16 protein-coding genes and 1 tRNA gene are annotated in these 19,714 nt (G+C 65.2%); 8 read left to right on the top strand and 9 right to left on the bottom strand.

Going from position 1 to position 19,714, the window contains the following annotated elements:
• Positions 1–27: 27 nt before the first annotated feature.
• Positions 28–1,206 (bottom strand): aminotransferase class V-fold PLP-dependent enzyme, encoded by a 1,179-nt coding sequence (locus tag H292_RS0110395; protein ID WP_027498737.1) that lies wholly within the window; start codon positions 1,204–1,206, stop codon positions 28–30.
• A 171-nt stretch (positions 1,207–1,377) separates the two neighbouring features.
• Here H292_RS0110395 and egtA point away from each other — a divergent pair, with 171 nt between their 5' ends.
• The 4 genes from egtA to egtD are packed head-to-tail and all read left to right on the top strand — an operon-like array spanning position 1,378 to position 5,636.
• Positions 1,378–2,607, top strand: coding sequence for an ergothioneine biosynthesis glutamate--cysteine ligase EgtA (gene egtA / locus H292_RS0110390; protein WP_019664553.1), 1,230 nt, complete (start codon positions 1,378–1,380; stop codon positions 2,605–2,607).
• Positions 2,604–3,902 carry an ergothioneine biosynthesis protein EgtB gene (gene egtB / locus H292_RS0110385; protein ID WP_027498736.1) on the top strand — a complete coding sequence of 433 codons (1,299 nt, stop codon included), beginning with the start codon at positions 2,604–2,606 and terminating at the stop codon, positions 3,900–3,902. Before egtA ends, egtB begins: the two co-directional genes overlap by 4 nt.
• A complete protein-coding gene (gene egtC / locus H292_RS0110380; RefSeq protein WP_020111380.1) occupies positions 3,895–4,629 on the top strand; it encodes an ergothioneine biosynthesis protein EgtC in 735 nt (244 codons plus the stop codon). The genes egtB and egtC overlap by 8 nt, the downstream gene beginning before the upstream one ends.
• A gap of 11 nt (positions 4,630–4,640) precedes the next feature.
• Positions 4,641–5,636, top strand: a complete 996-nt coding sequence (gene egtD / locus H292_RS0110375; RefSeq protein WP_020111379.1) for an L-histidine N(alpha)-methyltransferase — start codon at positions 4,641–4,643, stop codon at positions 5,634–5,636.
• On the opposite strand, the gene H292_RS0110370 is transcribed toward egtD, so the two are convergent.
• The 8 genes from H292_RS0110370 to H292_RS0110335 all read right to left on the bottom strand — a co-directional run bounded on the left by H292_RS0110370 (position 5,610) and on the right by H292_RS0110335 (position 13,206).
• Positions 5,610–6,989, bottom strand: coding sequence for an ABC transporter permease (locus H292_RS0110370; RefSeq protein ID WP_020111378.1), 1,380 nt, complete (start codon positions 6,987–6,989; stop codon positions 5,610–5,612). The genes egtD and H292_RS0110370 overlap by 27 nt on opposite strands.
• Complete coding sequence (locus H292_RS0110365; RefSeq protein WP_020111377.1) at positions 6,986–7,738, bottom strand: ABC transporter ATP-binding protein; 753 nt, start codon at positions 7,736–7,738, stop codon at positions 6,986–6,988. The genes H292_RS0110370 and H292_RS0110365 overlap by 4 nt, the downstream gene beginning before the upstream one ends.
• 98 nt (positions 7,739–7,836) lie before the next feature.
• Positions 7,837–8,490 (bottom strand): response regulator, encoded by a 654-nt coding sequence (locus H292_RS0110360; protein WP_027498735.1) that lies wholly within the window; start codon positions 8,488–8,490, stop codon positions 7,837–7,839.
• Positions 8,487–9,671 (bottom strand): sensor histidine kinase, encoded by a 1,185-nt coding sequence (locus H292_RS0110355; RefSeq protein ID WP_019664560.1) that lies wholly within the window; start codon positions 9,669–9,671, stop codon positions 8,487–8,489. Before H292_RS0110355 ends, H292_RS0110360 begins: the two co-directional genes overlap by 4 nt.
• Positions 9,672–9,697: 26 nt before the next feature.
• A complete protein-coding gene (locus tag H292_RS0110350) occupies positions 9,698–10,276 on the bottom strand; it encodes a hypothetical protein (RefSeq protein ID WP_020111375.1) in 579 nt (192 codons plus the stop codon).
• 340 nt (positions 10,277–10,616) lie between these two features.
• On the bottom strand, positions 10,617–11,600 hold the full coding sequence (locus H292_RS0110345) for a ribose-phosphate diphosphokinase (RefSeq protein WP_019664562.1): 984 nt from the start codon (positions 11,598–11,600) through the stop codon (positions 10,617–10,619).
• Positions 11,597–13,081: a bifunctional UDP-N-acetylglucosamine diphosphorylase/glucosamine-1-phosphate N-acetyltransferase GlmU gene (gene glmU, locus H292_RS0110340; protein ID WP_027498734.1), complete on the bottom strand. Its 1,485-nt coding sequence runs from the start codon at positions 13,079–13,081 to the stop codon at positions 11,597–11,599. The genes H292_RS0110345 and glmU overlap by 4 nt, the downstream gene beginning before the upstream one ends.
• A gap of 54 nt (positions 13,082–13,135) precedes the next feature.
• Positions 13,136–13,206 (bottom strand) — tRNA-Gln (locus H292_RS0110335).
• A gap of 223 nt (positions 13,207–13,429) precedes the next feature.
• Here H292_RS0110335 and H292_RS0110330 point away from each other — a divergent pair.
• The 4 genes from H292_RS0110330 (at position 13,430) to H292_RS0110315 (ending at position 19,530) form a co-directional block, all read left to right on the top strand.
• A complete protein-coding gene (locus tag H292_RS0110330; protein WP_019664564.1) occupies positions 13,430–14,056 on the top strand; it encodes a TetR/AcrR family transcriptional regulator in 627 nt (208 codons plus the stop codon).
• Between the two features lie 190 nt (positions 14,057–14,246).
• Positions 14,247–14,885: a ScbR family autoregulator-binding transcription factor gene (locus H292_RS0110325; RefSeq protein WP_019664565.1), complete on the top strand. Its 639-nt coding sequence runs from the start codon at positions 14,247–14,249 to the stop codon at positions 14,883–14,885.
• A gap of 95 nt (positions 14,886–14,980) precedes the next feature.
• Positions 14,981–18,619 carry a transcription-repair coupling factor gene (mfd, locus tag H292_RS0110320; RefSeq protein WP_020111373.1) on the top strand — a complete coding sequence of 1,213 codons (3,639 nt, stop codon included), beginning with the start codon at positions 14,981–14,983 and terminating at the stop codon, positions 18,617–18,619.
• Positions 18,619–19,530 carry a MazG family protein gene (locus H292_RS0110315; RefSeq protein WP_020111372.1) on the top strand — a complete coding sequence of 304 codons (912 nt, stop codon included), beginning with the start codon at positions 18,619–18,621 and terminating at the stop codon, positions 19,528–19,530. Before mfd ends, H292_RS0110315 begins: the two co-directional genes overlap by 1 nt.
• The last annotated feature ends 184 nt before the right edge of the window (positions 19,531–19,714 follow it).

Below are 19,714 nucleotides of genomic sequence, written 5' to 3'. Positions count from 1 at the left end.
CCTGGACGGCTGTGGCCGGGACGGCGATCAGTGCCCTCGCCCTGTGTGCATGGAGGCGACCAGCTCGTCGAGTTGATCGAACGTCACGAAGTAGTGCGGAGATGCGCGAATCACCGAGTCCAACCCTCTCGAGCTCATGTCCACGAGTGTCGAACGTCGATGGCTGACCGTCACGGTGATGCCCTTCGCGGCCAACTCGTCGCGCACGTCGGTTGGATTCCTGCCGTCGACGGTGAAGGACACGATGCCGCTGCGCCGGTCACCGAGGTCGTGGACGGTGACGCCTGCGACGGTGCGAAGGCCGGCGCGTAGGTGTTCGGCGCGGGCGCTGACGGCGTCCTGGACGGCATCGATTCCGATGTCCAGCAGGTAGTCGACGGCCACGCCGAGCCCGAGTCGGGACGCGACGGAGCATTCCCAGAATTCGAACCGCGAGGCGTCGGCCGCGAGTTGGTACTCACGTTCGCCGCTCCACTGCGCACTGTGCAGGTCGAGTGCCGGTGGCTCGAGCGTGTCGGCGAGACCTGGGCGGACGTAGAGGAATCCCGTTCCGCGGGGCCCGCGCAACCACTTTCGGCCCGTCGCGCTGAGTGCGTCCACCCCGAGTTCGCCGACGTCGACGCGCACCTGTCCGATTGATTGGCATGCGTCGAGCAGTACGAGTGCGCCGACTCGGTGGGCGAGTTCGGAGACCTCTCGTGCGGGATTGATCAGTCCACCGTTGGTGGGCGCGTGAACAAGTGAGACAATTCGGACGCGTTCGTCGAGCATGTCCTCGAGTGCGGCGAGGTCGATCTGGCCCGAGGGGTCGCTCGGTACGAACTCCACGGTTGCGCCCGTCGCGGCGGCGCGCTGCAGGGCAGCGATCGCGTTGGACGCGTATTCGACCTGGCAGAGCAGTATCCGATCACCGTGAGTCAGCGGGATGGAGTAGAAGAAGTCGGTCCACGATCGAGTTGCGCTGTCGCTCAGAGCAATGCCCGACGGCGTCGCGCCGATCAACCTGGCAATGGAGGTCTTGACTGCCGCGAGATCGTCCATCCGTTCGTTCGCTGCGCGGTATCCACCGACCGCCGCTTCGCGACGAAGATGTGCGACGGCGGCGTCGACGACGGGGTCGGGCGGCAGTGACGATCCCGCGCTGTCGAGGAAAATCGAGGAGACCGCGGCCGGTGTGTCCCGGCGGATCCGATCGAGATCGAACATGTCGACGCCTTCCTGGTGCACTGCTGGGGAGTCGTGGTTACTGTCGTAAGCGGAGCCCGACGGGTCGATCCGCAGGCTTCACTCCTGCAAGGCTTTCACATGTGCTCGGTTTCGAGCGGAACAGCCTCGGGTAGTCGTGGCAACTCAGCTAGTCGGGACGAACGTGAGGAGATGGCGATGACGTCCACGGTCAAGTCCCGGGGGCTGAGCTCGCGGCCTGCCGCAGCGGCCTACGTCGAACGTGTGTGCTTCAAGCTCGGTCCACCTCGACTCATCGGTGCCGAATTGGAGTGGTTGACACACACGCCGGACGGGGCGAGGCCCGCGTTGGACTCTCTGGCGGCTGCCCTCGGGCAGTACGCCCCGCGAAACATTTCCTCCATCTCGCCTGCCCGTCCGCTCCCCGGCGGGAGCGTCGTGACCATCGAGCCGGGTGGCCAGGTGGAACTGTCCAGTTCGCCGTTCCCGTCGGTTCGGGAGCTCGCTCGATCGGTCGACGCGGACTCCCGTCTTCTCGAGTCGATGCTGAACACCGCACGGATCGGTATGACGTCCGTTCCCGCAGATCGCGACCGGGAACCGCAGCGTCTGCTCGTTCTCCCTCGATACTGCGCGATGGAGGACAGGTTCACGACCATCGGCCCCTTCGGCAAACTGATGATGTGCAACACGGCCGCCGTTCAGGTGAGCGTCGACGCCGGGCGGGACCGCGAGGACGTGGCGCGCCGGTGGACCATGTTGGAGGCCGTCGGGCCCGCACTCGTCGCCGCCTTCGCGTGCTCGCCGACGCTACGCGGTGCACCGGAGGGGAGCTGGGCGTCTCAGCGGATGCGGACGTGGCTCGAATTGGACGGCAGCAGAACCGAAGTGCCCAACACGGGCGATCCGATCGCGGACTATTCGGCTTGGGCGCTCGACGTCCCGCTGCTATGTATCAGGGGCGAGAGCGAGAACTGGACGGCTCCACCGGGAACGACGTTCGCTGACTGGATTGCCGACCACGGCCGTGTCGGGCGACCACCGACCACCGATGATCTCGATTACCACCTCACCACGTTGTTTCCGCACGTTCGCGCGTGTGGGCACTTCGAGATCCGCTACCTCGACGCACAGCCCGACGGCCAGTGGGTCGTTCCCGCAGCCCTGTTCGACGCATTGCTGTCCGGGCCCGACGTGATCGAGCGCGCAACGCAGATCGCGGCGGAGACTGCCGGCCGGTGGGTCGACGCTGCCCGCGACGGTCTCGCCGATTCCGATCTTCGTCGTGCCGCAGAAGCGTTGCTGCACTTGGCTGCCGACAACTCGTCGGACCATCGAACGCTGTTGCTGGACACCGCCGAGCGATGTCGTCTCGCATCGGCACCTATCGCACAGCATTCCACCGGAAAGGAATCGGCATGACGAGCACCGAACAACTGCGCAGCACCGTCGAGCGGGTACTCGCCCGCAGTCGTGCCCGCAGTTCGGCCCTCACCGACGCAGTGGACGACGCGGACCTCACCGCGCAGCATTCGCCGCTGATGAGCCCGCTCGTCTGGGACCTCGCGCACATCGGGAATCAGGAAGAACTCTGGCTTGTCCGCGACGTCGGCGGGCGCGAACCGGTACGGTCCGACATCGACGAACTGTACGACGCTTTCAAGCACTCCCGGTCCAGCCGTCCGTCACTTCCACTGCTGACACCGGACGAGGCACGCGCGTACGTCGGGTCCGTCCGCGACAAGGTGTGGGACGTGCTCTCCGCCAGTCCGCTGGACGGGCGCAGGCTCGAACGCGATGGCTTCGCCTTCGGCATGGTGGCCCAGCACGAGCAGCAGCACGACGAGACGATGCTCGCGACCCACCAATTACGTATCGGTCCAGCGGTTCTCCACGCGCCGCCTCCTCCCGCAGCGCAGATCTCGGCGGCCGGAGAAGTGATCGTCGACGGTGGTGTCTTCACCATGGGCACCACGCTCGACCCGTGGGCACTCGACAACGAACGACCCGCACATTCGACGTACGTCGCCACGTTCGCCCTCGACGTCGCGCCCGTGACCAATCGTCAGTACGAGGAATTCATCGCCGACGGTGGATACTCGCGTCCGGAACTGTGGAGCGAACGCGGCTGGGCACACCGAACCGCCGAAGGGCTCGTTTCCCCACAGTTCTGGGAACGCGACGCCGACGGCAGCTGGTGGCGTCGGGCATTCGGGGTGACGGCACCGATCAAGCCCGACCAGCCCGTCGTACACGTCTGTTTCTTCGAAGCCGAGGCGTACGCGCGGTGGGCAGGCAAAAGGCTGCCGACCGAAGCGGAGTGGGAGAAGGCTGCCCGTTTCGATCCTGCGACCGCGACGGTACGCAAGTACCCGTGGGGAGATGCCGAACCGACCGAGGTGCACGCCAATCTCGGTCAGCGGCACCTCGAACCCGCCGACGTCGGCGCCTATCCGGCCGGGGCGTCGCCGCTCGGAGTGCAGCAGCTGATGGGTGACGTGTGGGAGTGGACGTCGTCGGATTTCGAGCCCTACCCGGGCTTCGAGCCGTTCCCGTACGCCGAGTACTCCGAGGTGTTTCTGCGCGGTGATTACAAGGTCCTGCGCGGCGGATCGTTCGGGACGGACGAGGTCGCGTGCCGCGGCACGTTCCGCAACTGGGACCACCCGATCCGGAGGCAGATCTTCGCCGGCTTCCGGTGCGCCCGAGATGTGTAGGCACCTGGGCTATCTCGGACCGAGACGGTCGGTCGCCGACGTCCTCACCGCCGGCGAGAACTCGTTGTTCGTGCAGTCCTGGGCGCCGAAGGACATGCGGGGCGGCGGCACGATCAACGCCGACGGATTCGGCGCGGCGTGGTGGGACGACGACGGTGCCCGCAGCTACCGCAATGCGATGCCGATCTGGTCGGACCCGGCGGTCGCCGACGTACTCGGTGCGACGTCGGCGACGGCCGTGCTCGGAGCCGTTCGGTCTGCAACCGTCGGGATGCCGGTCGAGCGGAGTGCCTGCGCCCCGTTCACGGACGGGACGTGGGCGTTCAGCCACAACGGTGTCGTGTTCGGGTGGCCCGACGCGTTGGCCGAACTGGCGTCGGAGGTGCCGCCGACCGAGTTGCTGGCACTGCCGGCACCGACGGATTCTGCGGCTCTGTGGGTGATTCTCCGGAACCTGCTGCGGCAGCACGATCCGGAGAAAGCGTTGCGGGTGTTGATCTCCCGCGTGGAACAGTCTTCGCCCGCTCCGCGTCTGAATCTCCTGCTGAGCGACGGTCACACGTTGTACGCGAGCGCGGTGTACCACTCGCTCTCCGTACTGGACACGGGGGACTCCGTCACCGTGGCATCCGAGCCCACCGACGGGGACTCCCGGTGGATGTCGCTTGCGGACCGAACTTTCGTCGTCGCCCGACCGGGGCATGTCGACGTCACAGATCTCGATTGAGGGGAAAGCATATGGCTGATATCGCTCTGGACGTGCACATCTCACCCGAAAGGCTGCTCGACGATCTTCGCTCCGATGTGCGGTTGGGTATGACGGCGGCGCCGAAATGGATTTCCCCCAAATGGTTCTACGACGCGCGTGGGAGCGAGTTGTTCGAGCAGATCACCGAACTGCCGGAGTACTACCCGACGCGCACCGAGCGTGCACTGATCGAGGCACACGCCTACGACGTCGCCGAGCGGACGGACGCCGCGATACTGGTGGAGTTGGGTTCGGGGTCCTCGGAGAAGACACGACTGCTGCTGAATGCGGGCATCAAGCACGGGTCGCTGCGCAAGTACGTACCCCAGGACGTGTCGCCGACGGCACTGGAGGGGGCGATCGAGGTGATCGCCCGCGAGCATCCCGGGCTCGAGATCCAGGGGATCGTCAGCGATTTCACCGATACCCTGCAGAATCTTCCTGCCGACGGCAGCCGAACCATCGCGTTCCTGGGCGGCACTCTGGGCAATCTCATTCCCGAGGAGCGTGCGCTCTTCCTCGCCGACATCGCCCAGGCCCTGATCGCCGGTGAATTCCTGCTGCTGGGAGTGGGATTGGTAGTCGAGGAGAGTGTGGTCGTCCCGGCGTACGACGACGCGGCCGGTGTCACGGCGCAGTTCAACGCGAACGTTCTGTCGGTGTTGAACGAGCGTTTGAACGCGAACTTCGATCCAGGCCAGTTCGAACATGTGGCGCTGTGGAATTCGGACGCCGAGTGGATCGAGATGCGTTTGCGGGCTCGCACGGCGCAGGACATCCGAATCGAGGATCTCGACCTCGACGTCCACTTCGACGAGGGCGAGGAGTTACGCACGGAGATCTCGGCCAAGTTCAGGAAAGAGGGGATAGAAGCAGAACTCGTCGACGCGGGGTTCCGCGTCGACGAGTTCTGGACCGATCCGGAGAGCAGGTTCGCCCTCATCCTCGCCAGTCGGACATCACTCGGACAGCGCGACGACCGGTGAGATGGAGTTCGCTCGGCGCGACGGCATGAGCGAGGCCACCAACGCCAGCACCGCAGCCGACAGGACGGTTCCGGCGATGAGCGCCCATGGCAGCGTCGGCAGGCCGATACCGGATTGCGCGATGGAACCGAGCAGCGATTGCGCGGCCGCCCATCCGTAGACGATGCCGAGGAGAAGGCCGAAACCCATCGACGCGATCACCATCTGCGCGCTCTCGGACACGATCATTCCGCGGACCTGCTTGCGGGTGAAGCCGAGAGCGCGCAACAGGCCGAGTTCGCGGGTGCGCTGCATGACGCTGAGCGAGAGGTTGTTGACCATCCCGACGGCCGCGATGACACCCGAGAAGCCGATCAGTCCGGTCATGATCCCGACGGTCACCGTCAGCACCTGATCGAGCGATTCTTCGCTGAACTCGTGTTGCAGCATCGTTCGGTAGCTGTACATCGCCACGGCGAACGTCACCACCAGCGTGACGCCGATCAGCAGACCCAGCGCTGTGCGCGTGGCACGCTCCGGATACCGCGTTGCGTTCGCTGCGGCCAGGCGCGCCGACGGCGTGCTGCCGAAGAGCCTGCCGACTACTCGCAGGACCCACGGCACGATTCTGTGTGCGCCGACCATGATGCCGGTGAACGACGCGGCGCCGCCGAAGAAGGCGATGAGCACACCGGCAGGGGTCACCGTGCCGACGAGCACCCCGAGTCCCAACAACACTGCGCCACCGGCGATGAGAACGATCGACAACGTCGTGCGTGCGGCTCGCCGCCGCGAATCCTCGGACGCAGCGGTCACGACGACGCCCGTCGCCTGAATCGGCGTCACGTCGAGGACGCGTTTGCTCCCGATGTACGACGCGGCCCACGTGGTTCCCACGACGATGACCACCGGCAGCGCGACGAGTGGCTGCACCGTCGTGTATGCGACGTCGGGTAGCTTGCCTGCACCGACGGCGATCGCTCGGGCGAGGTGACTGGCGGCGACACCCACCACCAAGCCCACTGCGGCACCGAACAGTCCGACGGACAGTCCTTCCCGGGACACGGATCGACGCAGTTCTCGGCCGGATGCACCGAGGAGCCGGAGCAGCGCAATGGTTTTCGTGCGGCCGGCGACGATCGTACCGAACGTGTTCGCGGTGACGACCGACGCGACGTACAGCGCGAGAAGTACGAACACCATCGCGACGCTGTAGAGAGCGACGGCGACAGCGCCTTGTCCGTCGGTACCGAAGATGTCGAGCAGGAACGCCGTTGCCTGGATCAGCACCACACCGAAGAACGATGCGAGCGCTGTGACGAGGATGCTCGCTCCGTGTTCACGACGCGGTGTCGACGCGGTTGCGGCCCTCATGCGACCTTCTCCATCGCAAGCATGTAACCGGAGATCTGCTCGGGCGTCGAACGTCCGCGCTCGTCGACGATTCGCCCGTCCGCCAGGAACACGATCCGGTCTGCATAGCTGGCCGCGACCGGGTCGTGAGTGACCATGACGATCGACTGCCCGTATTCGCGAACCGCGGCCGCCAGGAGCGCGAGAACTTCACGGCCGGTGCGGGAATCGAGGTTTCCCGTCGGTTCGTCCGCGAAGATCAGGTGTGGCCGCGAGCCGAGCGCTCGTGCGATGGCGACCCGCTGCTGCTGCCCACCGGACAACTGATGGGGGCGATGGGACGTGCGTTCGCTCAGGCCCAGTGTGGCGATGAGCTGTTCCACCCATGCTGCTTCCATCTCGGTCGGTGCGTGGCCGTCGAGCTCGAACGGAAGCAGAATGTTGGACCTGACGTCCAGCGTCGGGACCAGATTGAAGGCTTGGAAGATGAAGCCGATCTGGCGTCGGCGAAGCTCGGTGAGTGCATCGTCGCCGAGATCGGTGATGTCGGTGTTCGCGAGCACGACTTGCCCGGACGTCACCGAATCGAGGCCTGCCATCACATGCATGAGGGTCGATTTGCCGGAGCCCGACGGGCCCATGATGGCCGTGAACTCTCCGGAACGGATGTCGAGCGACACGTCGGCGAGCGCGTTCACGTGGTTGGCTGCGTCGCCGTAGCTCTTGTGGACCCGGTGAACCCGGGCTACCGGTGCTGGTGTTGTGGTCATGTCTGTAGAAACTACGAACCACCGGGGTGAAAAGCGTCAGGCTGCAGTCTCTGCTTCGTACATCCAGAGGATGATCTGGGGTCGGTGCATCGGGGAGTTCAGCGCACCAGACCGTGTTCGAAGGCGTACACGACCAACTGGACCCGATCCCGCAGACCGAGCTTCGTGAAGATTCTGCTGATGTGAGTCTTGACGGTTGCTTCGCTCAGGAACTCCTGTGCCGCGATCTCGGAGTTGCTCGCACCCCTCGCCGCCAGGTGAAACAGCTCGCGTTCACGTGCGGTGAGAAGCTCGAACTCCTTGGGCACCTGTGGAGTTGCCGGAGTGTCGGTGAAGTGACCGAGCAACGCCGTCGTAGCCGACGCCGCGATCACCGAGTTACCGGCATGAACGGTGCGGATCGCCGCGAGCAAGAATTCAGGATCGGCGTCCTTGAGAACGAATCCACTCGCGCCGGCCTTGATCGCCTTCGCCGCACTCTCGTCGAGATCGAAGGTCGTCAACACAAGGATCCTCGGCGGCTCGCTCGATGCGGCGACGATCTCCGCTGTCGCCGCAATGCCATCGAGAACCGGCATCCGAATGTCCATCAGCACGACGTCGGGGGAGACCTCGGCCGCCAACTCGACCCCGGCCTTGCCGTCGCCGGCCTCACCGACGAACTCGAGATCGGGTTGCGACGAGATCAGCATCCTGATCCCGGCACGAAAAAGCTGCTGATCGTCGACCAGCGCTACCTTAATCCGGCTCATTCCGCAGGCTCCGTTCCTGTGAGTGCTCCGGGAATGTGCGCGACGAGTGTCCACACACCATGATCGTGGCTGGTCTTCAGGGTGCCACCGGACAGGACCGCGCGTTCGCGCATACCGATGAGGCCGTGCCCGCCCGTGGATTCGGGTGCTTTTCGCACCGAGTTGCGCACGGTGAGCGTCGTGCCGCTGGGTCCGGACTCGACGGCTACCGATACCGGGCGCGACGAGTCCCCGTGCCGCAGAGCGTTGGTCAGTGCCTCCTGCGCTATCCGGTACAGCGTCAGATGACCGCCGGCACCCAGGTTCGCGGAGTCGCCGGTGGAATCGAAGTCGATCCGCAGCCCGGCCGCGCGCATCCGGTCGACCAACGTGGACAGGTCCTGCGATTCCGTGGCCGGAACGTCGTCGGTGTTGTGGCGTAACTGGGCCAGCACGCCGCGGACGTCTCGTAGTGCGTCGCGAGCGGTGCCTGCGATGGTGCCGAGGGCCTCGTCGACAGCCTCGGGATCCGCTTTGCGTGCGTACCGGGCACCGTCGGCCTGCGCGATGACGACGGCGAGCGAGTGCGCGACTATGTCGTGCATGTCGCGGGCGATTCGGTTGCGCTCGTGTTCGACGGCAATGTCCTGCAGTGCCCGTTCCTGTTCGATCTCGGCCAACGCGCGTTGGTGCTTCTCCTCGATGGACATCCGGTTCGCCAGCGCGATGCGACCCAGCGCCCACGACAATCCCAGGACAGCCCAGGAGGCAACCAGCAGGATGATCAGTTGCTGCGCGTAGTCGCCGACGGAGCGGCTGCCGTCCGGTGAGACGTTCGGGTCCCCGACGAGGGTGAGAAAGGTAGCGGCGACTATGCCGCCGACGACGGTGGACACGAGACCGATCTTGCGAACGCGGTCCGAACCGTACGCAGCAGTGGCGAACAGCACGAACAGAATTGCAGTGTCGGCGCCCTGTGTGCCGAGACCACCGGCCATCTGACCGATGGCGAAGACCCAGGAGATCGCCAGCGCCAGAGGAGGCGAGAGACGACGCAGTGCCAGCGCGACGCCGTAGCCGAGCAGGACGACAACGGCGAGCGCACCGTTGTCTGCGGCGGCGGACGGAAACAGCACGGCCGTGAAGACGGCGGCGAATCCGACGTCGATGGCGACCTGATAGCGCGCTAGCGTCCTGAACACCCGTCCAGGGTACGTACCGCCGAGTGTCAGATGCGGCGACGCGCCTTCTCGAGCGCACCGAGGGTGGTGAGCACGGTGGTGCGCTGCTTCTCGAGATCCTTGCGGCGCGCGCGTGCCGGCAGGCTTTCCTGTCCCTCGATCGCGCTGATCTGTGAGTCGACGTCGGTGAGCTGAGCGAGCAACTTCTGCACTCGCGACTCGAGCTCGATCATGTCGATGCCACTGACACCCGCCTGCTGCTTCTTGGGAGCGGCCGACTTGCTCGCAGCAGCAGAGGAAGCAGACGACGAGCTTGCACTGCTCGGTGCCTGGCGAGGAGCAGCAACTGCAGCAGCAGCCCTGGGGCGCAACGCTTTGCGAACCGCAGCCGGATCCGGCAGCTTCTCGAGACGAATGCTGTTCAGCACGGCACGAGCATCACGAGCAGTGACGCGGTACTCGCGCTCCTCCTCGTCGTCGGACGCAAGAGTGCCGCCGAGTGGGCGCAGACCGTACATGCCGATGAAGTGCTTCGCCTCGTCGATGACGGCTTCTTTTTCACGGCACAGGCCGCAACGCGGTTCATTGCGATAAGTTTCGATCGAGTCGGTGCTTCCGCACCACACGCACCCGCCCGGAGTCCACCGGGCGATACGGACGGTAGAAGTTGCTGCAGGGCTGTCCATGGTTTGCGCGTCGATCACGACGAGTCATCTTAGGGTACAACGCAACCCGCCCCGCACACCCCCTCCCTCCCGAACTGCGCTTTCCATCACCGAAGTGACGAAGCTCATTTCCAGGAATCAGGGGTCTGCGGAGCGGGTGTAAAGAAACCGAACGTGACGTTCGGTCACTTGGGTGGACCGTCCGTCTGGAGCGAACGTGGCGTTCGGTCCGTCAGACGGACTGAACGCCACGTTCGCTCCGGAAAGTGCGGAGCTACACCACCGGAGCCTGCGGAACGACCTAGGCCGAGCCGTTGAACAGGCTTGTGACGGACCCGTTTTCGAAGACCTCGCGGATGGTGCGGGCGAGGAGGGGTGCGATGGACAGCTCGGTGAGGGTGTCGAATCGCTTCTCGTCGGTGATGGGGAGGGTGTTGGTGACGACGACTTCCTTGGCTCCGCAGTTGGCGAGGCGTTCGGCGGCGGGGTCGGAGAGGACGCCGTGGGTGGCGGCGATGACGACGTCGCCTGCTCCGGCTTCCTTGAGGACCTTGACGGCGCCGGCGATGGTGCCGCCGGTGTCGATCATGTCGTCGATCAGGATGCAGGTGCGGCCTTCGACGTCACCGACGACGCGGTTGGACTTGACCTGGTTGGGCACCAGTGGATCACGGGTCTTGTGGATGAAGGCGAGGGGTGCGCCGTCGAAGCTGTCGGCCCATTTCTCTGCGACGCGGACTCGGCCGGAGTCGGGGGAGACGACGGTGATGTGTTCGAGGCTGTACTTGTCGCGGATGTGATCGGCGAGTTGGCTGTGTGCGTGCATGTGGTCGACGGGGCCGTCGAAGAAGCCCTGGATCTGGTCGGTGTGGAGGTCGACGGTGATGATCCGGTCGGCGCCTGCGGTCTTGAGCAGGTCGGCGACGAGGCGTGCGGAGATCGGCTCACGTCCGCGGTGCTTCTTGTCCTGGCGGGCGTACGGGTAGAACGGCAGGATCGCGGTGATGCGCTTCGCCGATCCACGCTTGAGCGCGTCGATCATGATGAGCTGTTCCATCAACCAGGTGTTGAGCGGGAAGGGGTGGCTCTGCAGGACGAAGGCGTCCGATCCTCGGACCGACTCCTCGAAGCGAACGAAGATCTCGCCGTTTGCGAAGTCGCGTGCGGTCTGCGGGGTTACCTCGATCCCCAGTTCCTTCGCAACCTGCTGTGCGAGTTCGGGGTGAGCTCGACCCGAGAAGAGCATGAGGTTCTTCTGGTTGTCGATCCAGTTCGGGGTGGTCACTGCTGTTCGCCGTCCTTTGATTTTTGCGCGTTTGCCGATTCGGCCGCCAGAGCGCGTGCTGCAGCGTCTGCTGCGGCAGTGCCTGGACGCTTCTTCTCGACCCAGCCTTCGATGTTGCGCTGGGAACCAGCGGAGACAGCGAGCGTCCCCGGTGGTACATCGTTGCGGAGCACGGTGCCTGCTCCGGTGTACGCGCCGTCGCCCACTCGCACGGGGGCGACGAACATGTTGTCCGAGCCGGTGCGGACGTGGGATCCGACTACGGTGCGGCTCTTGTTGACGCCGTCGTAGTTGACGAACACGCTCGATGCTCCGATGTTGGAGTGTTCGCCGATGGTCGCATCTCCGACGTACGTCAGGTGCGGCACTTTCGAGTGGTTGCCGACGGTCGAGTTCTTGGTCTCGACGAAGGTTCCGATCTTGGCGCTGTCCCCGATGTCCGATCCGGGGCGCAGGTAGGCGAAGGGCCCGACGGTTGCGCCGGACCCGATGGTGGATTTGTCTGCCTGCGTACGTACGACGGATGCGCGTTCGCCGACGACGACGTCGCGCAGAGTCGTGTCGGGTCCGATGACGGCGTCCTCGCCGACGTGGGTGCTGCCGAGCAGCTGGACACCCGGCTCGAGTCGAACGTCGGCACCGACGGTGACGTCGATGTCGATCCAGGTGGTCGCGGGATCGACGACGGTGACTCCCGCGCGCATGTGCTTCTCGACGATGTGGCGGTTGAGGACGGCGGTGACGTGGGCGAGCTGAACGCGGTCGTTGACGCCCATGACCAGGTCGGGGTCGGCGAGCTGGGTTCCGTACACGGGTAGGCCGCTGCTCTTGCTGATCTTGACGACGTCGGTGAGATAGAGCTCGTGCTGCGCGTTGGCCGTACTGAGCTTGCCGAGCGCGACGCGCAACGCGGTCGCGTCGAACGCGTAGACGCCGGAGTTGACCTCGTCGATCAGGACCTGCGCGGGGGTGGCGTCGGCGTGTTCGACGATCTCGGCGACCTGATCGTCGTCGGCGCGGACGATGCGGCCGTACCCGTTGGCGTCGTCGGGCACGAACGTCAGGACCGTCGCTGCTGCGGGAAGCGGCGCGCTCAGGTGCTCGTCGAGCAAGGCTTTGAGGGTGTGTCCGTCGAGGAGGGGGACGTCGGCTGCCGTGACGAGGACGGTTCCCTCGAAATCGTCGGGAAGTGCACCGAGGCCGCACTGCACTGCGTGGCCGGTGCCCAGCTGTTGTTCCTGCACCGTGGTGACGATGGTGCGTCCGAGTTCCTCGCTCAGTTCGAGGACGGATTCGGTGACACGCTCGCGGTCGTGCCCGACGACGGTGACGAGGTGGTCGGGACCGAGGTCGGCGGCGGCGTGCAGAGCGTGCGCGAGCATCGTCCGCCCGGCCAGCGGATGCAGAACCTTCGGGGTCTTGGATCGCATTCGGGTGCCTGCACCTGCTGCGAGAACGACCACGGCGGTATGCAACGGCAACGGGGCTCCTCGGGCGACGATCGCTGAACTGGATCTTCAGGGCAATGTTTCTCGCTCCGCCGCCAGGACTCGAACCTGAACTATCTGAACCAAAATCAGAGGTGCTGCCATTACACCACGGCGGATCATTTCACCAGCGGTTTCTCCGGTCGCCGGTGTCTGCACAAGACAGACTACTGGCCTCGAAGCTCCCGCCGAGCGCAACGAGTCTCGCATGCGGGGTGGCCCGAGGTCGAACCGCTCCCGCCGATCGTCCCATAAGCTCGGGTTTCGACGCTGGGAGACCGGAGCTCCAAGTTTCGACGCCGGGAAACCGGCAGGAGTGACCAGATCACAGGGAGGTGCGTCATGTCCGAGCCCGAGAAGGCGCCGCGTGTCCGGATGACGGGCACGCAGCGTCGCGAACAGTTGATCGAGATCGGCCGCTCCTTGTTCGCCGAGCGGGGGTACGAGGCGACGTCGGTGGAGGAGATCGCGGTCCGCGCGAACGTGTCGAAGCCCGTCGTCTACGAGCATTTCGGCGGCAAGGAAGGTCTCTACGCCGTCATCGTCGACCGCGAGATGTCGACTCTGCTGCACATGGTCACCTCGTCGCTGTCGCAGAACCGATCGCGGGTGAGGGTCGAGCGGGTTGCTCTCGCATTGCTGACGTACGTGGAGGAGCGAACCGACGGGTTCCGCATCCTGGTCCGTGACTCTCCGGTCGCTGCTGCCGACGGCAAGTACTCGTCGTTGCTGAACGATGCGGTGAGCCAGGTCGGGCACATCCTCGCCGGCGACTTCACCCGTCGAGGATTCGACGCCGGGTTCGCGCCGCTCTACGCGCAGGCGCTGGTCGGGATGGTGTCCATGACGGCTCAGTGGTGGCTCGACGTCAGGGAGCCGTCGAAGGAAGTCGTCGCCGCGCACGTCGTCAATCTGTGTTGGAACGGTCTCACCAATTTGGAGGCCGCGCCCCTACTGGCCGGTGAATGAGCCGAGTATTTCCCCACGTGTCGGTGAAAGAGCGGGTAGGGTTTGATTTGCGTCCATGAGACCTACTTCACAGCGACGCATGTATGTTGTTCGGACCATCTGCACGTTGACCAAGGTAAGAATGCCACCGAGTGGTACCGTTCGCTCGTAATTTGCGCAGTGGCAGTCGAGTATTGCGAAGGCGGATCCAATGGTCAGACAGGCACGCGCTGAGATCACGCGCGACACCGTGCTGTCGGGTGCCGCAAATGTTTTTCTGCGGCTCGGCTACGCGAACGCGAGCCTCAGCGAGATCATCTCTCAGTCCCAGGTCACCAAAGGTGCCCTCTACTTCCACTTCGGGTCGAAGGAAGAGTTGGCTCGCGCGGTCATCGACGAGGGCAACGGCCGGCTCATCGCGGCGTGCCAGCAGTTCAACGACGGCCGTATCCCCGCTCTGGAAGCAGCCATCGGCATCTCCTACATCGTCGTCGACATGTCGGTGAGTGACCCGATGGTGTCGGCAATGCTGCGGCTCAGCCACCAGATCGGTGACTACCGGGGCACCCAGGGCAACGTGATGTCCGGCTGGAGCGAGTCGTTCAACGCGCTGGCCGCCAAGGCGATCAAGCAAGGTGACCTCGCCGCTGACGCCGACCCCGCGACCATCGGTGCTCTCGTCCTCGAGATCCTCACCGGCGTGCACATGGTTGCCGTCGCCACAGGCAACACGGAGGAACTTCCGTCACGGATGGAACGTCTCTGGTACTACCTCCTTCCGTCACTCGTGACGGCGGGCAAGGTCGAGTACTTCCGTGAGTTCGCGGCCCGGCGCGTCATCCGGCACTAGTTGCCCGTAGCTGGACGTATGTAAAGGACGCACGACGTCGGCGGTAGGATCGATCGCGATATCCATTGCGCCGATCTCGCTCAGGAGCCCCGCAGTTGTCTTCCGATTCTTCGCTTGCACTGTCGGGCCTCGCGCGCGTCGCACTGTCGGACTCCACGCTCGCCGCCGTGCGCGACGCCGTTGGAGCCGCGGAGCGCACCCTCGTCGCACCCAATTCGGTGCGGCCGTTCGTCGCATCCGCCATCGCCGAGCGAGCGCAGGTCCTTGTCGTCACCGCAACCGGCCGTGAGGCGGACGATCTGACGACGGAGCTGAAGCAGATTCTCGGCGACGCCGTCGCTCAGTTCCCGTCGTGGGAGACACTGCCGCACGAGCGGTTGTCCCCGAGTGCGGACACCGTCGGCCGACGGCTCGAGGTTTTGCGACGCCTGGCCCGGCCGGACGACAAGGACTACGGCCCGACGCTTCAGGTTATCGTCACCACTGTTAGCTCGCTCGTGCAGCCGATGGCGCCGGGGCTGGGGGAGATCGAACCCATCGGCTTGCGCGTCGGCGTCGAGATCGACTTCGACGGGCTCATCCACCGCCTCGTGGAATTGGCCTACACGCGCGTCGACATGGTCGGTAAGCGCGGTGAATTCGCCGTTCGCGGCGGTATTCTCGATATCTTCTCGCCGACGGCCGATCACCCCGTTCGCGTCGAATTCTGGGGCGACGAGGTCACCGAGCTGCGCGCCTTCTCGGTCGCGGACCAGCGATCGCTCCCGGACGTCGACATTCAGTCGGTCATCGCGCCGCCGTGTCGTGAGCTGATTCTCACCGAGACCGTCCGTGACCGTGCGGCGGCGCTCGCTGCGGACAACCAGGCGGACGCAGCGCTGGTCGAGATGCTGGACAAGCTGTCCGCGGGTGTTCCCGTGGAAGGCATGGAGGCCCTGCTACCGCTGCTGCAACCCGGTGAGCTCCAGCTGCTCGCCGACGTATTGCCCGACGGCGCGCATGTCCTGCTGTGTGATCCGGAGCGAATCCGCACGCGTGCAACCGATCTGGTCCGTACCGGCCAAGAGTTCCTGGAAGCGTCGTGGACGGCCGCGTCGGTCGGCGGAGCGGCTCCGCTCGACGCGTCGACGGTCAACACCGACAGTCTCGGCGGAGTGAGCCTGGATCTCGGGGCGTCGGCGTACCGCTCGCTCAGGCAGATTCGTGAATCCGCACAGGCGCTGGGACGGCCGTGGTGGACCATCAGCCCTCTCGCGTCCGGAAGCGAGGACGAGGTCGCACTCGTCGTCGAGTCGGTCCCGGAGGTCCGTGGCTCCGAGGAGTTGCTCGCCGGTGTGTTCGCGATGCTCCGCGCACACGTCTCGACGGGTGGGCGCGCGGTCATCGCCGTCGCCGGTGCAGGCACCGCCAACCGCATCATCGAGCGGCTCGGCGAAGCGGAAGTACCTGCGGCGCATATCGAGTCCGGGTCCGAGCCGTTGCCGGACGTCGTCAGCGTCCTGTGTGGCACGTTGAACGAAGGACTGATTCTGCCCGACGCCCGGCTCGTGGTCGTCACCGAGAGCGACCTCACCGGAAATCGCGTCGCGGCCACCGAGGGGCGAAAGCTACCGGCGAAGAGGCGAAATCAGGTCGATCCGCTCGCTCTCGTGGCCGGCGACAGCGTCGTGCACGATCAGCACGGCATCGGACGATTCGTGGAGATGATCGAGCGCACCGTCGGCGGTGCACGACGCGAATACCTCGTCATCGAGTACGCACCCAGCAAACGCGGTCAGCCCGGCGACCGATTGTTCGTGCCGATGGATTCGCTGGATCAGCTCTCGCGCTATGTCGGTGGCGAATTGCCGTCGCTCAGCAAGCTCGGCGGATCCGACTGGGCGAACACCAAACGCAAGGCGCGCAAGGCGGTTCGTGAGATCGCCGGCGAGCTCGTGCAGTTGTACGCGGCGCGTCAGGCGGCGCCGGGCCACGCGTTCGGTCCGGACACCCCGTGGCAGCGTGAGATGGAAGACGCGTTCGGGTTCACCGAGACCATGGACCAGATGACCGCGATCACCGACGTCAAGGCGGACATGGAGAAGGCGGTTCCGATGGACCGCGTCATCCTCGGCGACGTCGGCTACGGCAAGACGGAAATCGCCGTCCGCGCCGCGTTCAAAGCAGTTCAGGACGGCAAGCAGGTGGCGGTACTCGTGCCGACAACGCTGCTGGCACAGCAACATCTGCAGACGTTCACCGCACGAATGGCCGCGTTCCCCGTGACGGTCAAGGGGCTCTCTCGCTTCACCCACGGCGCCGAGTCGAAAGAGGTCATGGCCGGTCTGGCCGACGGAACCGTCGACGTCGTCGTCGGCACGCACCGCCTGTTGCAGACGGGTGTCGTGTGGAAGGACCTCGGCCTCATCGTCGTCGACGAGGAACAGCGGTTCGGCGTCGAGCACAAGGAGCACATCAAGTCGCTCCGCACCCACGTGGACGTGCTGACGATGTCCGCGACTCCGATCCCTCGTACGTTGGAGATGAGCCTCGCGGGGATTCGTGAGATGTCGACCATCCTCACGCCACCCGAGGAGCGCCATCCGGTTCTGACCTACGTCGGCGCGTACAACGACAAGCAGGTCGCGGCTGCGATTCGACGCGAACTGCTGCGCGACGGTCAAGTGTTCTTCGTGCACAACCGTGTCAGTTCGATCGACAAGGCCGCGAAGCGAATTCGTGATCTCGTTCCGGAAGCGCGCGTCACCACGGCGCACGGCCAGATGAACGAGGAGACCCTCGAACGCACGGTGCAGGGCTTCTGGGAACGCGAAACCGACGTGCTGGTGTGTACCACCATCATCGAGACGGGTCTCGACATCTCCAACGCCAACACGCTGATCGTCGAGCGCAGTGATTCGCTCGGCCTGTCTCAGCTGCACCAGCTGCGTGGACGCGTCGGACGTAGCCGCGAGCGTGGTTACGCGTACTTCCTGTACCCGGCGGAGAAGCCGCTCACCGAAACTGCCTACGACAGGCTGTCCACCATCTCGCAGAACTCCGACCTCGGTGCCGGTATGGCCGTCGCCATGAAAGACCTCGAAATCCGCGGCGCCGGAAACGTTCTGGGCGCCGAACAGTCCGGCCACGTCGCCGGCGTCGGATTCGATCTGTACGTGCGGTTGGTCGGCGAAGCCGTGGAAGCGTACCGGGCAGCCGCCGACGGCAAACCGATCTCCACCGACGAAGCGCCCAAGGAAGTGCGCATCGACCTGCCCGTCGACGCACACATTCCGCCGGACTACGTCACCAGCGACCGGTTGCGGCTCGAAGCGTACCGAAAGCTTGCTGCTGCAACGGATTCCGACTCGATCAACGCGGTGCTGGACGAGCTCGTCGACCGCTACGGCCCGCTTCCCGAGGAAGTGGGGCGCCTGGTGTCCGTCGCCAAGCTTCGTTTGATCGCGAAGGAGTACGGGCTCACGGACGTCAACGTCGCGGGCACCCAGGTCAAGCTGGCGCCGATGGATCTGCCCGATTCCAAGCAGATCCGACTCAAGCGGCTCTACCCCAACGCCGCGTACCGCGCCACCACCGGCGTGGTGCAGACGCCCCTGCCTCGCGTGGAAGGCGGCGGCGTCGGTGCTGCGCGAGTGCGGGACGTCGAGTTGGTCCAGTACATCGCCGACCTCATACTGTCACTCGACGGTAAACCGTCCAGGTCGGTGTTGCTGGAGCAGACTGTGGGGGTGTGATGACGGTAGTGCTGCTGGATCCCGTTCGCCCGACGATGGTCCCGGCCGAGGCCGTGGAATTCCTCAACGGAATCGTCGAGTTCACCGAGGAGGTTCCGGTGCGCACCCGGTGGCTGTTCTCGGGTACCGCGCACGCCGACGGCTCCGCCGAGGTCCTCGTCAGCACCGACCCGTCGAACCCGGATGTGCAGCAGCGCATTCGGCGCGGTGACCGCGTGATCTCGTCGCCTAAGCTGCCTGGTGACGACCTTATCGCTGCCGTACTTCTGATGGACCGCCTTCGGGTCCGCGGTGGGTGGGAAGCTCAGCAGACACACGCGTCGTTGAGCGGTTACCTGCTGGAGGAGACGTACGAGCTCCTCGACGCCATCCACAGCGGCAACCTCGAGGACCTGAAAGAGGAACTCGGCGACATCCTGCTGCAGGTGCTGTTCCATTCTCGGATCGCGCAGGACGCGTCGGAAAATGCATTCGACGTCGACGACGTAGCAGCGGGTCTTGTACGAAAGCTGACTCACCGAACCCCGCACCTCGACGACGGATCGACCGGCCCGATCGACATCGCTGTGCAGGAGAAAGCGTGGGAGGAGAAGAAGGCAGCCGAGAAAGCCCGCGGTTCCTGCCTGGACGGCGTCGCGCTCTCCCAACCCGCACTGGCATTGGCCCAGAAAGTCGTCGCGCGGGCGAGCAAAGCTGGACTTCCCGACGAGCTGATTCCCGACGAACTTCGCGTCGTACACATCGGCCTCGACCACAGTCACGGCGGCGAAAGCGCCGAGGACTTGTTGCGACGCAACGTCTTGCGTTTCGCCGACCGTATCCGCGACGCCGAAAAATCCGCCAAGGTCCACGGCGCAGTCCCCGGCAAACTCACCGCCATCGAATGGATAGAGAACTGGGGTAGGCGGTAGGTCCGCCCCCTTTGGCGCACGAATGGGCCCTGCTAGCTATCGGTTCGTATGAATGTGACATTCAAGCGATGAGGGGCTGGTCGGCCGGTTCCGGAGCGAATGTGACGTTCGGTCAATGCTGCGCGCCTGAAGTACACAGACGCTCACCTGTGTGCTGGACGCACCGCTCAGTGCTAGCACGTGG

This window comes from Rhodococcus sp. 114MFTsu3.1 (assembly GCF_000383555.1).
Lineage (GTDB): Bacteria > Actinomycetota > Actinomycetes > Mycobacteriales > Mycobacteriaceae > Rhodococcoides > Rhodococcoides fascians_E.
This window is presented reverse-complemented; position numbering and strand designations above follow the sequence as displayed.